Raw genomic sequence first — 12,463 nt, 5'->3', positions numbered from 1 at the left:
CGGTGGTGCGGATCGCGGCGCGCGGATGGCGCGCCGCCACCGCCCGCATCGCCGCCCGGGCCTCGGCGAGATCGACCGCGAAGCCGAGCGCCGCCCCGGCCGCCCCCAGCCGCGCCAGGTGCGCCTCTTCCTCGACGACGCGGCCGCCGAGCGCCAGCGCGGTGTCGAACACCCCGTCACCGAGCAGCAGGCCCCGGTCGGCGAGGTCGAAGGGCTGGACCGTGTCCTCGTGGAGCGCGCCCTCACGCCACAGCACGGTCCGCCCCTCCCTCCGCGTGCCAGCGCCGGGCGAGATCGAGAAAAATGCCGAACAGGGCGTGGCCGTGCTCGGTCAGCACCGATTCCGGATGGAACTGCACCCCGTAGGTCGGGTGGTGGCGATGCGAGAGCGCCATCACCTCGCCCTCGGGCGAGACCGCATCGACCGTAAGGTGCGGGTCCATCGCGGCCTGCGGCGTCACGATCAGCGAGTGGTAGCGCCCGACGGTGAGCGGCGCCGGCAGCCCGTGGAAGAGGTTGCGGCCCTCATGCGCGATCGCCGTCGCCTGGCCGTGGAGGGGTCGCGCCGCCCGCTCGACCCGGCCGCCGAAGGCCGCCCCGATGCATTGGTGGCCGAGGCAGACGCCGAGCAGCGGCACGGCGCCCGACAGCTCGCGGATGGCGGGAAGCGACACCCCGGCCTCGGCCGGGCTGCACGGGCCGGGCGAGATCACCACGGCCTGCGGGGCGAGCGCCCGGATGCCGGCGACGTCGAGCGCGTCGTTGCGCACCACCCGGACCGTTTCGCCCAGCTCCTCGAGGTAGCGCACCACGTTGAAGACGAAGGAATCGTAGTTGTCGACGACGAGGATCATGCGCCCTCCCCGGTCGCGAAGGCCGAGAAGACCCGCTCGGCCTTGGTCAGGGTCTCGCGATACTCGGATTCGGGGTCGGACAGAAGCGTGACGCCGCCGCCGGCCTGGAGCACGGCGCAGGTGTCGTCGAGCATCACCGTGCGGATCGCGATGCTGGTGTCGAGGCTGCCGTCGAACCCGATCCAGCCGATCGCCCCGCAATAGGCCTCGCGGGCATCGCCCTCGATCTCCGTGATGATGTCCATGGCGCGCAGCTTCGGCGCCCCGGTGATCGAGCCGCCCGGGAAGGTCGCGGCCAGCAGATCGAGCCCGTCCGCCCCCTCCTTCAGCGTGCCGGTCACCGCCGAGACGAGGTGGTGGACGCCGGCATAGGTCTCGATCCCGCACAGCGTCGGCACCGCGACGCTGTGCGGCGCGCAGATCCGCGACAGGTCGTTGCGCAGGAGGTCGACGATCATCACGTTCTCGGCCCGCTCCTTGGGATCGGCGGCGAGCGCCTCGGCCCGGGCCCGGTCCTGCGCCGGGTCGTCCGCGCGGCGCGCCGTGCCCTTGATCGGCCGGGTCTCGACCGCGCGGCGATCGAGGCGCAGGAAGCGCTCGGGCGAGGACGAGGCGAGGGTGAGCCCGTCGCCCTCGAGATAGGCCGCGAAGGTCGCGGGGTTCCGCGCCCGCAGCCGCCGGTAGAACGCGAAGGCGTCGAAGCCCGGCGGCAGGGTCGCCTCGAAGCGCTGGGCGATGTTGGCCTGGTAGATGTCCCCGGCCCGGATGTAGTCGCGCACCCGCTCGACCGCCCGGGCGTAGGCCTCGGCCGTGAAGTTCGAGCGCCAGGCGAGCGGTGCGACCGGGGCGGGCGCGCCCTCGGGCGCCGGCCGGCTCAGGGCCGCCGCCAGGGCGTCGAGGTCGCGCGCGGCCTTGCGCGCCCGGGCGTCGGGATCGGTCTCGGGAAAGCCGGTGGCGATCAGCCGGCAGGTGCCCGTCCGATGGTCGAAGGCGACGACCGTGGCGTAGAGGCTGACCGCGAGGTCGTCGGCGAGGCCGGCCCGCCGGGCCGGCGCCACCACCCGTTCCAGGCTCGCGCCGAGATCGTAGGCGAAATAGCCGATCGCCCCGCCCTGGAACGGCGGCAGGTCGGGATCGGCCTCGATCCGGTAGGGCGCCAGCACCGCCCGCAGGGCCTCGAGGGGTGGGCCCGGCACCGCCGCGCCGTTCCAGGTCGCCCGGCCGTCCCGGGCGCGAAAGGTCCCGAACGGCGCGGCGGCGAGGTAGGAGTGGCGCCCGAGCGTGTCGTGCCGCATCGCGCTGTCGAGGAGGGCCAGCCGGCCGAGGCCGGCCCCGCGCAGGCGGGCGGCCGCATCGGCGGGATCGAGCGGGGGAAACGGGCGGCTCCACATGGCGCCGTGATAGCGGAGGCGGGGGGGAGAGCGGAAGCCGTCCGTCGGTCGGAAGGCCCGCCCCGTGACGCCCGCCCTCCCCTGTGCTAGAGCCCTGCCCCAGCACCCTTCCCTAAATCCTTGATCCCGCTCGCTGCCCCCTTGGCCGTGGGCCGGCGCCGCATCCCCTCATCGCCATGAACGCACCCGCCCCCAAGATCTCCTTCGTGTCGCTCGGCTGCCCCAAGGCGCTGGTCGATTCCGAGCGCATCCTCACCCACCTGCGGGCCGAGGGCTACGAGCTGGCGCGCAAGCACGACGGCGCCGACGTGGTGATCGTCAACACCTGCGGCTTCCTCGATTCGGCCAAGGCCGAGTCGCTGCAGGCGATCGGCGACGCGATGGCGGAGAACGGCCGGGTGATCGTCACCGGCTGCATGGGCGCGCAGCCGGACGAGATCCGCGAAAAATACCCGAACCTGCTCGCGGTCACCGGGCCGCAGGCCTACGAGTCGGTGGTGGCGGCGGTCCACGAGGCGGTGCCCCCGGCGCACGACCCGTTCCTCGATCTCGTCCCGCCCCAGGGCGTCAAGCTGACGCCGCGGCATTACGCCTACCTGAAGATCTCGGAGGGCTGCAACAACCGCTGCACCTTCTGCATCATCCCGCAGCTGCGCGGCGACCTCGTCAGCCGTCCGGCGGCGGATGTCCTGCGCGAGGCCGAGAAGCTGGTGAAGGCCGGCGTCAAGGAATTGCTCGTCGTCTCGCAGGACACCAGCGCCTACGGCATCGACACCCGCTACGCCACCAGCCCGTGGCGCGACCGCGAGGTGCGGGCCCGGTTCTACGACCTCGCCAAGGAACTGGGCGAGCTCGGCGCCTGGGTGCGCCTGCACTACGTCTACCCCTACCCGCACGTCGACGAGGTCATCCCGCTGATGGCGGAGGGCAAGGTGCTGCCCTACCTCGACATGCCGCTCCAGCACGCGAGCCCGACGGTGTTGAAGCGCATGCGCCGCCCGGGCAACCAGGAGAAGATGCTGGAGCGCATCCGCTCCTGGCGCACCACCTGCCCGGACCTCGCCATCCGCTCGACCTTCATCGTCGGCTTCCCGGGCGAGACCGAGGAGGAGTTCGAGGAGCTTCTGACCTGGCTCAAGGAGGCCAAGCTCGAGCGCGTCGGCTGCTTCCAGTACGAGCCGGTCCGTGGCGCGCCCGCGAACGCGGTGGCGGAGGCGGTGCCGGACGAGGTGAAGGCCGAGCGCCAGCGCCGCTTCATGGAGACGCAGCAGGCGGTCTCGCTGAGGCTCCAGAAGGCCAAGGTCGGCAAGCGCCTGCCGGTGATCATCGACGCCGCCGGTCCCACCGTCGCCAAGGGCCGCTCGAAGTACGACGCCCCCGAGATCGACGGCAACGTCCACGTCGCCTTCCGCCGCCCGGTCCGGGTGGGGGATATCGTGACGGTGAAGATCGAGTCGGCGGATGCCTACGACCTGCACGGGGTGGCGGTGTAAGGGCCCCAGCGGTCGTGCGCATCTCCTCCTCTCCCCGCGGGCGGGGAGAGGGCTTTGGTGACCTTGCCGTCACCAAAGCGAGGCGATAGCCGAGGGTGAGGGGGTGTTTCCGGAGGAGTCTCGCTCGTCGAGACCCCCTCACCCTCGCTCCGGCTGGCGCCTGCGCTAGCCATGTCCCCTGAACGGCGACATGGCCCTCTCCCCGCCCGCGGGGAGAGGAGAAAACCCGCGCCTCATCCGGAAAATCAGCGCCGCTGATGTGATGCCGGCGTTTTTTGCGAACCGGCTGGATCCTCACCCCCCGATCGCCCCGCTCCCCATCCGCTCCACCCCCGCCGCCGCCATGGCGTCCCAGGCACGGGCCAGCGAGCCGCCGAGGTCGATCCCCCTGCAGGCCTCCTCGACCACCGCCGCCGCGAACCCCGCCTCCCGCGCGTCGAGGGCGCTCCAGCCGACGCAGTAATCGGTGGCGAGCCCGCACAGGAAGACCCGGGTGAGGCCGCGCTCGCGCAGGTAGCCGGCGAGCCCCGTCGGGGTGGTGCGGTCGGCCTCGCGGAAGGCCGAGTAGCTGTCGATCCCCGCCCGGTAGCCCTTGCGCAGGATCAGCTCGGCGTGGGGCAGGTCGAGCTTCGACGAGAGTTCCGCGCCCGGCGTGCCCTGGACGCAGTGCGCCGGCCACAGCACCTGGGTGCCGTAATCCAGGGTCGTGGTCTCGAAGGGCTGCCTGCCCGGATGGCTCGTCGCGAAGGAGGCGTGGCCGGCCGGGTGCCAGTCCTGGGTCAGGACGACGTGCCGGAAGCGCCGCCCCAGCGCGTTGATCGGTCCGATCACCGCGTCCCCGTCCGGCACCGCGAGCGCGCCGCCGGGCAGGAAGTCGGCCTGGACGTCGATGACGAGGAGGAGGTCGGTCTCGGTCGGGTGCATGGTGCCGCGGTCTCCGGGCATCCGGGGCTGGGACGTCCCGGATGCCGTTGCGTCAGCCTATCAGGGATGCATCACCGTGGCGCCCGTCGTCTGGCGCCCGGCGAGGTCGGCATGGACCCTCTGCGCGTCGGCGAGCTTCGCCCGGGCATGGACCGGGATCTTCACCGCGCCGCTCCTCACCACCTCGAACAGGTCGGCGGCCATCTCGTCCAGCACCGCCCGGTCGGCGGTGTGGGTGAACAAGGTCGGCCGCGTGGCGTAGAGCGAGCCCTTCTGGGCCAGGAGGTTGATGTCGAACTGCGTCACCGGCCCCGAGGCGCTGCCGAAATTCACGAAATAGCCGAAGGGCCTGAGGCAATCGAGGGAGGCCGGGAAGGTCGCCTGGCCGACGCCGTCGTAGACCACCTGGCAGCCCTTGCCGCCGGTGATCTCCTTGACCTTCGCGGCGAAGTCCTCGTCCCGGTACAGGATGACGTGGTCGCAGCCGTGCTCGCGGGCGAGCGCGACCTTGTCGGGCGAGCCGACGGTGCCGATCACCGTGGCGCCGAGATGCTTGGCCCATTGCGTCGCGATCAGGCCGACGCCGCCGGCGGCGGCGTGGAACAGGATCGTGTCGCCGGGCTGGACCCGGTAGGTGCGCCGCAGCAGGTACTGGGTGGTGAGGCCCTTCAGCATCATCGCGGCGGCGGTGTCGTCGTCGATGCCCTCGGGCACGCGCACGACGGATTTCGCATCGATCACCACCTCGTCGGCATAGGTGCCGGAGGCCGAGCCGTAGGCGACCCGCTCGCCGGGCTTGAGTCCGGTGACGCCCTCGCCCACCGACACCACGGTGCCGGCGCCCTCGTTGCCGGGGGTGAAGGGCAGCTGGGGCGCCTTGTACAGGCCGGAGCGGAAGTAGATGTCGATGAAGTTGACGCCGATCGCGCTCTGGCGCACCCGGATCTGGCCGGGGCCGGGCTCGCCCACCGTGACGTCCTCGTAGCGCATCACCTCGGGGCCGCCGTACTGGTGAATCCGGATCGCCTTGGGCATCGTCCGCTCCCGTCTCGGTGTCTCTTGGTCTTGGTCTCCGGGCGGATCATAGGTGGCGGCGGGGCTGCGGCAATGGCCGCGATGGCGGACCGGCCCTGCATGACCCAGATCTCCCGCACGCATCGATCGAGGACCGCCGTCGTGAGCCAGACCGCCGACCCGCAGACCGAAGGACCCCTCTACGACGTGGCGGTGGTCGGCGCCGGCGCGGTCGGCCTCGCCACCGCCCTGGCGCTCGCCCGCGACGGGGTGCGCACCGCCCTCGTCGGCCGCCACGCCCCCGTGGCCGACGGGCGCACCGTGGCGCTCCTCGACGGCTCGGTGCGGCTGCTGCGCGCGCTCGGTGCCTGGGAGGCGCTGGAGCCGCAGGCGGCGCCGCTCGCCGAGATGCACCTGATCGACGACACCGGCAGCCTGTTTCGCCCGCCGCCGGCCCGCTTCGTCGCCCGCGAGATAGGCCTCGACGCCTTCGGCTGGAACGTCGAGAGCGCCCGCCTGGTCGAGACCCTGCGCGCCCGCGCCCGGGCGGTGCCCGACCTGACCCTCGTCGAGCACGACGCCGCCGGCCGCACCGTCGAGGCCGACCGGACGGTGCTGGCGCTTGCGGATGACGGGACCTCGGGCGGCGGGCAACGCGCTGCCCGCCAGGTCGCCGCCCGCCTCGTCGTCGCGGCCGATGGCGGCGGCTCGCCCCTGCGCGAGGCGGCGGGCCTCGCCGCCCGGCGCTGGACCTATCCGCAGAAGGCCCTGACCACGATCCTGGCCCATGCCCGCGACCACCGCGAGGTCTCGACCGAGTTCCACACCCGCGAGGGACCCTTCACCCTGGTGCCGCTGCCGGGCGGGCGCCGCTCGAGCCTGGTCTGGGTCTCGGCCGAGGCGCGGGCGGAGGCCTTGAGCGCACTCGACGACGCGGCGCTCGCCGCGGCGATCGAGCGGCAGGCGCAGTCGATGCTGGGTGCGATGCGGATCGACGGGCCGCGGGGCCTCGTGCCGATGCGCGGCCTCTCGGTGCCGCGCCCGGTCGGCCCGCGGCTGGCGCTCGTCGGCGAGGCGGCCCACGTCTTCCCGCCGATCGGCGCCCAGGGGCTGAACCTCGGCCTGCGCGATGCCGCGGCGCTGCGCGACGCCGTGGCGGAGGGCGTGCGCGATCCCGGCTCGGAGGCGGTGCTGGCGGGCTTCGCCCGCGGCCGGGCCCTCGATGCCCGGTTGCGCACCGGCGCGGTCGACACCCTCAACCGCAGCCTGCTCACCGCCTTCCTGCCGAGCGACCTCGCCCGCGGCGCGGGGCTGCTGGCCCTCTCGACCATCGCCCCCTTGCGCCGCCTGGTGATGCGCGAGGGCGTGACCCCGCGGCTGGGGACGCCGAGCCTGATGCGGGGGTGAGTATCCCCGGCGTTCTCACATCCTCGGGGTCATCCTGGGGCCGCGCAGCGGAACCCGGGATCCATAACCGCTGACGATTCAGGATGAAGCGGAACGCGGTCCGCCTCGTTCTTTAAAGTCAGCAACTATGGATCCCGGGTTCTCGCCTTCGGCGAGCCCCGGGACGACACGGCTGGATTGTCGATGTCGGCGTCGATCCGGCCTCGACGGGGCGATGACCGGAGTTCACCGTTCTACGGCGCGTTGCTGGCGCTGCGGCGGGTCGAGCTGGTCGCCATCGTGTCGGGCGACCAGTCGAAGGCGGTGCCGGCGCGCCCCAGCCGCTCGCCGTGCGCGAACAGGGCCCGCATGTAGCCCTGCTCGAACGGTGCCTGCGAGACCTGGCCGAAGCGCTGGTCGATGGTGGCGACGTGGATCGGCGTGCCGGTGCGGGCGGCGAACGCCTTCGTCACCGCGATGGCGCCGGCGGTCTGGGCCTTGATCATCGCCGAGAGCGAGCGGCCGAGGATGCTCAGCATCGAGCGCTGGGCGACCTGGAAGTCCGGCGCCTGCGAGGTGTTGACGACGACGTAGACCTCCGGCGCCGGCAGCTTGTCGTCTGCCGGCGATGCGCCCTCGACCTGCCCCAGCAACGAGCGGCCCGGCGCGACGAAGAACGGCGCGGTGGCGCCGCCATCGGCGTGCATCTCCTGGAAGCGCTTGCCGTCGCGGCCGGCGGAATCGATCATCACCGGCGGGAAGATGCCCGGGATCGCCGCCGAGGCCAGCATCACCTCGCGGAACAGCTTGAGCCCGGCGGGCCCGCCGGCCGTCGCGATGGCGCCCATGTCCCACAGGGTCGGGCGCAGGGAATCGAGCTCGGTGGTGACGACGAGGAGGCGCCGCCCCTTGCGGTGCTCGGCCGCCACGGCGGCGAGCAGCGCGGGCGTGACGCTGCGCTCGATGCCGCGCTTGAGCGGCCAGGTGTCGGTCAGGCTCTCCTGGCCGCCGCCGAACTCGAACACGTCCGCCGCCGAGGTATCGGTATAGGCCTTCTCCAGGGCGCCGTCCTGCGAGGCGCCGACGAAGGCGAACGGGGCGATCAGCGCGCCGGTCGAGACGCCGGTGACCACGCCGAACTCCGGCCGCGTGCCGGCCTGGGTCCAGCCCTTGAGGAGACCGGCCGCGAAGGCGCCGTTCTCGCCGCCGCCCGACAGGGCGAGCCAGGGCGAGCGGGACGCCATCGCGGCGTCCCCGATGAATGTCCTGAACGCCGCCGGGTCGTCGCCCGGCAGCCGCACCGCGGCGGGCAGCCCCTCCGGGCGCGCCGCCGCCAGTTCCTCGGCCGTGAAGCTCGCCCGCACGGTCGAGCGCTGCCGGTCCGCCACCGTGCCGGCCCGGGCCGGTCCCGTCGCCGCCAGGGCGAACGTTGCCATCACCGCGCCGGCCAGCCGGCGTCGGCTCATCTCTCGCGACATGAGTGTCGATCCTCCGCCGCCCGCCTCATCCGGTGAACGTCAAGCTCGAGCCCACGTTCCATGCCGCGCCTGCGAAACGGCCGGCGAAGGCAGGAAGTCCATCGATCGTGCACGAAATTCCCGTGCCACAGGGATCCGGGATGCCAGTCCGGCACGGGTCATGTCGACAATCCGGCGTCGGGATGGCGCTGTTAGGGCAATATTGCTGGACCGGGAACGGCGGGATCGACAAGCGACGACTTGCAGCCGGCGGGCGAAGACGGATCGCGGCCCGGCCGGCTCCGGGGTGCATGGCTGCGGGCGGCCCTTCTTCCGGGGGCGGGTCCGGGACCGGTAGTCGTCCCGCCCGACCTTCTGCCGAGACGCCAGGCCCTTTACGGCCGCGCTGCGCCTGCACTAACCCTCGGGCACGGCCGCGCTCGTTGCGAGGACGGGCTCGCCGGGGTCGGAGACGATACGCCCATGAAACTGCCGCGCCGCTTCTTCCAGCCCCTGGCCACCGGGGCCCCGGCCCCGTTCCGCGAGCTGCCGGTGCGCCTGGAGCGCATGATCCACTTCGTGCCGCCGCACAACGACAAGGTCCGGGCCCGGGTGCCGGAACTGGCGACGCAGGTCGACGTGGTGCTGGGCAACCTCGAGGACGCGGTCCCGGCCGACCAGAAGCTGAACGCCCGCAAGGGCTTCATCGCCATGGCGCGGGACGTGGACTTCGCCCGGCACGGCACCGGCCTGTGGACCCGCGTCAACGCCCTCAACAGCCCGTGGCTGCTCGACGACCTCCTGGAGATCGTGGCCGAGGTCGGAAACAAGCTCGACGTCGTGATGGTGCCCAAGGTCGAGGGACCCTGGGACATCCACTACGTCGACCAGCTGCTGGCCCAGCTCGAGGCGAGGGCCGGGGTGACGAAGCCGATCCTGATCCACGCCATCCTGGAGACGGCGGAGGGCGTGGCCAACGTCGACGCCATCGCCTGCGCCTCGCCGCGCATGCACGGGATGAGCCTGGGGCCGGCGGATCTGGCGGCGTCGCGCGGCATGAAGACCACCCGGGTCGGCGGCGGCCACCCGGACTACAAGGTCATCGCCGACCCGACGCCCGGCGCCTCCGAGCGGTCGAGCGTGCAGCAGGACCTCTGGCACTACACCATCGCCCGGATGGTCGATGCCTGCCAGGCCAACGGCCTCAAGGCGTTCTACGGCCCGTTCGGCGATTTTTCCGACGCCGCCGCGTGCGAGGTCCAGTTCCGCAACGCCTTCCTGATGGGCTGCGCCGGCGCCTGGACCCTGCACCCGAGCCAGGTCGCCATCGCCAAGAGCGTCTTCGCCCCCGACACCGCCGAGGTCGCCTTCGCCCGCCGGATCCTGGAGGCGATGCCTGACGGCACCGGCGCGGTGATGCTCGACGGCAAGATGCAGGACGACGCCACCTGGAAGCAGGCCAGCGTGATCGTGAACCTCGCCAAGCTCGTCGCCGCCAAGGACCCCGACCTCGCCCGGGCCTACGGCCTGGACGCGTGACGCTCCCGGCATCGTGAGGCCCGCGGGGGCGGGCCCCGGCGCGGCGCGGCCCGCGCGCCGGTGCAATCCCGCCCCCGCCATCCTATGTTGACGCCCATGCCCTTCGGACAGACCACCTCCGCCATGCCCGCCCCGCAGCCCGACGCCGCGCCGTCCGGCGCGGTCATCCGCCTCGCCCGGTTCAACATCGGCGACGTCGTGCGCCACCGGATCTACCCGTTCCGCGGCATCATCTTCGACGTCGACCCGGTCTTCGCCAACACCGAGGAATGGTGGCAGGCGATTCCCGAGGAGGTGCGGCCGTCCAAGGACCAGCCGTTCTACCACCTGCTCGCCGAGAACCAGGAGACCGAGTACGTCGCCTACGTCTCGGAGCAGAACCTGGTGCCGGACGAATCCGGCGAGGCCCTGCGCCACGCCCGCATCGCCGAGATGTTCGAGCGCGACGCGCAGGGCGGCTACCGCATGCGGGGCGACGCGGCGAACTGAGGCCGGGACGCGTCCCTCGCCCCGGGAGGCGTCCCTCGCCCGAGGTCTTCCGAGTCGTCACCCAAACGGAAAGGGCCGGGCGTCGCCGCCCGGCCCTTTCCCGTAGCCGGTCGCGGGCCCACGGGCCCGCGACGCCGACCGAATCCTCGGCCCGGGCCCTTACTTGGCCGGGGTCGCCGCCGCCGCCGGGGCGCCGCCCTTCTGCTCGAGCTGCTTGCGCATCTCCTCGGAGCGCTTCTCGAGCTCGGCCTGGAGCTTCTTCTGCTGCTCCTCGAGCACCTTCGGGTCGATCGGGGCGCCGTCGAAGGCCTTGCCGAAGCCGGCCAGCGGCACCGCGAAGGTGACCTCGCGCTGCATCTGGTTCTGCACGCTGACGTTCAGGGTGGTGCCCTTCTTCATCGCGGCGACGACGTCGTCCTTCAGGCCCGGGGCCTCGGCGAAGCAGCCGTTCGGGAAGCAGACGGCGTAGCGGCCGGGGGTCGGCTGGCCGTTGTCGACGGTGAAGCGGATGCCGGGCTGCAGCAGCAGGCCGAGCGGCATCAGGAAGCGCACCACCTTCGAGCCCTGCGGGCCCTTCATGTCGTAGACCGCGACGGCCAGCACCGCTTGGCCCTGGTCGGAGACGAAGTCGCGGGTGGTGTAGCAGACCTCGTTGCCGCTGCCCTGGTCCTTGCCGCAGACCTTGGTCCAGTCGGCCTGGGACGGCTCGGCCTTCACCTGCACGACCATCGGGCCGGTCTGCTGCTGGCCCTGCGCAGCCGGCGCCGCGGGAGCGGGGGCGGCCGGCGCCGGGGCGGCGGGCTTCTTGGGCTGGGCGAGCGCCGGGGCGGTCGCGAGACCGAGCCCGAGGCCGGCCAGGGCGAAAGCGGTGGCGACCTGGTGCGGGCGCGCGGGACGATTCGCGAAGAACATCAGGAGTGGACCCCTCAAGCGGCAGAAAGCCGAACGGCAAGAACGTCGGTGGCCGATGGCGCGCGGACCCGCGGGACGGGTGCGCCGGCGGCAGCGGAGCGCGACCGCAGGGCTCCGCCCGGCCTCCGGGGCGCCTGCTTTCCCCCGGATTGAGGCGAAGGCAAGGCCTGCCGGCTGCCGGCCGAGGGCCCCTTAGCTGATACGGCCGCCGACCGCGAGGGGGCCGGGCGGCTTAAAGCACCCTTAACCATGCCGCGGCAGGATGCCCGGTGGGCTCAAGGGGCGGGCGGGGTGACGGCGGTGGCGGCTCTGGCGATGATGAGACGAGACGACGCGTCGTTCCTCGGCGCCGCGGAGCCCGAGATGCCCGCCGCGATGCCCGTGCCCGCCTCCGCCTCCGCCCCGATGGGGCTGTGCGCGCTCCTCGCCGCCGTCGCCGACCGGCACCCCGCCCGCATCGCCTTCGTCGACCAGGCGAGCAAGCCGGATTGGTGCGGCCGTCCCGCCATCGCCTGGACCTTCGCGGCCGCCCGCGAGATCGTCGCGCGCCTGGCCGAGGGCCTGCAGCAGCTCCGGCTGCCGCCGCGGAGCCCCGTCGGCCTGTGCATGGCCGGCATGGCCGAGGCGCATCTCGCCTTCCTGGCGATCGAGCAGGCCGGCCACGTCCCCTGCCTGCTGCCGGTCACCTGGGACGAGGACCGCCTGCTCCAGGCCGTCGAGTCGGCCCAGATCCTCGCCATCCTGACCCAGGGCGTGCTCGGGGCCGAGCGGCCCGCCGAGACGATGTGCCGGGTCGCGATGCGCTATTTCCCGCTGCGCTTCGTCGCCGCCTTCGGCCCGCACGTCCCGGACGGCGTCCTGAGCCTCGACCAGGTCGTCCTCGACCACCGGGGCGACGCCGCCGCCCTCGGCACCGCGTCGGCCGCCGGCCTCGTGACCTTCGCGCTGCCCGGCGCTCCCCCGGCCGGGCCCGCCGGCCCGCCGCCCGAGCCCGCGGGCGCCCC

General features: G+C 73.0%; 11 protein-coding genes and 1 pseudogene. 5 read left to right on the top strand and 7 right to left on the bottom strand.

The window, feature by feature from the left end:
• The 3 genes and pseudogenes from HPY23_RS04175 to pabB form a co-directional block, all read right to left on the bottom strand.
• A pseudogene (locus tag HPY23_RS04175) lies at positions 1–256 on the bottom strand (aminotransferase class IV); the annotation flags it as partial.
• A complete protein-coding gene (locus HPY23_RS04170; RefSeq protein ID WP_091882402.1) occupies positions 243–854 on the bottom strand; it encodes an anthranilate synthase component II in 612 nt (203 codons plus the stop codon). The gene HPY23_RS04170 and the pseudogene HPY23_RS04175, both read right to left, overlap by 14 nt.
• Complete coding sequence (pabB, locus tag HPY23_RS04165; RefSeq protein ID WP_091882398.1) at positions 851–2,245, bottom strand: aminodeoxychorismate synthase component I; 1,395 nt, start codon at positions 2,243–2,245, stop codon at positions 851–853. The genes HPY23_RS04170 and pabB overlap by 4 nt, the downstream gene beginning before the upstream one ends.
• Before the next feature lie 176 nt (positions 2,246–2,421).
• Here pabB and rimO point away from each other — a divergent pair, with 176 nt between their 5' ends.
• The gene (gene rimO / locus HPY23_RS04160; RefSeq protein WP_091882395.1) at positions 2,422–3,738 is read left to right on the top strand and encodes a 30S ribosomal protein S12 methylthiotransferase RimO; all 1,317 of its coding nucleotides are present in this window, start codon (positions 2,422–2,424) and stop codon (positions 3,736–3,738) included.
• A gap of 294 nt (positions 3,739–4,032) precedes the next feature.
• Here rimO and pncA read toward each other — a convergent pair whose 3' ends face one another.
• Both pncA and HPY23_RS04150 read right to left on the bottom strand, forming a co-directional pair.
• Positions 4,033–4,662, bottom strand: a complete 630-nt coding sequence (gene pncA / locus HPY23_RS04155) for a bifunctional nicotinamidase/pyrazinamidase (RefSeq protein WP_091882392.1) — start codon at positions 4,660–4,662, stop codon at positions 4,033–4,035.
• 60 nt (positions 4,663–4,722) lie between these two features.
• Complete coding sequence (locus HPY23_RS04150) at positions 4,723–5,697, bottom strand: quinone oxidoreductase family protein (RefSeq protein ID WP_091882388.1); 975 nt, start codon at positions 5,695–5,697, stop codon at positions 4,723–4,725.
• Positions 5,698–5,838: 141 nt separating this feature from the next.
• On the opposite strand from HPY23_RS04150, the gene HPY23_RS04145 reads away from it, so the two are divergent.
• Positions 5,839–7,083, top strand: a complete 1,245-nt coding sequence (locus HPY23_RS04145; protein ID WP_244537490.1) for an FAD-dependent monooxygenase — start codon at positions 5,839–5,841, stop codon at positions 7,081–7,083.
• A gap of 233 nt (positions 7,084–7,316) precedes the next feature.
• Here the strand turns inward: HPY23_RS04145 and HPY23_RS04140 are convergent, their stop codons facing one another.
• Entirely contained in the window at positions 7,317–8,540 is a 1,224-nt protein-coding gene (locus HPY23_RS04140; protein WP_091882385.1) for a patatin-like phospholipase family protein, read from the bottom strand.
• A gap of 462 nt (positions 8,541–9,002) precedes the next feature.
• On the opposite strand from HPY23_RS04140, the gene HPY23_RS04135 reads away from it, so the two are divergent.
• The gene (locus HPY23_RS04135; protein ID WP_060847819.1) at positions 9,003–10,058 is read left to right on the top strand and encodes an HpcH/HpaI aldolase/citrate lyase family protein; all 1,056 of its coding nucleotides are present in this window, start codon (positions 9,003–9,005) and stop codon (positions 10,056–10,058) included.
• 123 nt (positions 10,059–10,181) lie between these two features.
• A complete protein-coding gene (gene hspQ / locus HPY23_RS04130) occupies positions 10,182–10,547 on the top strand; it encodes a heat shock protein HspQ (RefSeq protein WP_060849465.1) in 366 nt (121 codons plus the stop codon).
• Between the two features lie 159 nt (positions 10,548–10,706).
• On the opposite strand, the gene HPY23_RS04125 is transcribed toward hspQ, so the two are convergent.
• Positions 10,707–11,459: an invasion associated locus B family protein gene (locus HPY23_RS04125; RefSeq protein WP_060847820.1), complete on the bottom strand. Its 753-nt coding sequence runs from the start codon at positions 11,457–11,459 to the stop codon at positions 10,707–10,709.
• 363 nt (positions 11,460–11,822) lie between these two features.
• Between HPY23_RS04125 and HPY23_RS04120 the strand changes: the two genes are divergently transcribed.
• Positions 11,823–12,463, top strand: a 641-nt coding sequence (locus HPY23_RS04120) for an AMP-binding protein (protein WP_236017626.1), incomplete at its 3' end; no start/stop codon positions are given.

Origin of the sequence: Methylobacterium ajmalii, from assembly GCF_016613415.1 — a bacterium.
In the GTDB taxonomy this organism is placed as follows: Bacteria; Pseudomonadota; Alphaproteobacteria; order Rhizobiales; family Beijerinckiaceae; genus Methylobacterium; species Methylobacterium ajmalii.
This window is presented reverse-complemented; position numbering and strand designations above follow the sequence as displayed.

Excerpts from the sequence above, each read along its gene's own strand:
- HPY23_RS04170 (WP_091882402.1), bottom strand. The coding sequence starts at position 854 with ATGATCCTCGTCGTCGACAACTACGATTCCTTCGTCTTCAACGTGGTG.
- pabB (WP_091882398.1), bottom strand. The coding sequence starts at position 2,245 with ATGTGGAGCCGCCCGTTTCCCCCGCTCGATCCCGCCGATGCGGCCGCC.
- rimO (WP_091882395.1), top strand. The coding sequence starts at position 2,422 with ATGAACGCACCCGCCCCCAAGATCTCCTTCGTGTCGCTCGGCTGCCCC.
- pncA (WP_091882392.1), bottom strand. The coding sequence starts at position 4,662 with ATGCACCCGACCGAGACCGACCTCCTCCTCGTCATCGACGTCCAGGCC.
- HPY23_RS04150 (WP_091882388.1), bottom strand. The coding sequence starts at position 5,697 with ATGCCCAAGGCGATCCGGATTCACCAGTACGGCGGCCCCGAGGTGATG.
- HPY23_RS04140 (WP_091882385.1), bottom strand. The coding sequence starts at position 8,540 with ATGTCGCGAGAGATGAGCCGACGCCGGCTGGCCGGCGCGGTGATGGCA.
- HPY23_RS04135 (WP_060847819.1), top strand. The coding sequence starts at position 9,003 with ATGAAACTGCCGCGCCGCTTCTTCCAGCCCCTGGCCACCGGGGCCCCG.
- hspQ (WP_060849465.1), top strand. The coding sequence starts at position 10,182 with ATGCCCGCCCCGCAGCCCGACGCCGCGCCGTCCGGCGCGGTCATCCGC.
- HPY23_RS04125 (WP_060847820.1), bottom strand. The coding sequence starts at position 11,459 with ATGTTCTTCGCGAATCGTCCCGCGCGCCCGCACCAGGTCGCCACCGCT.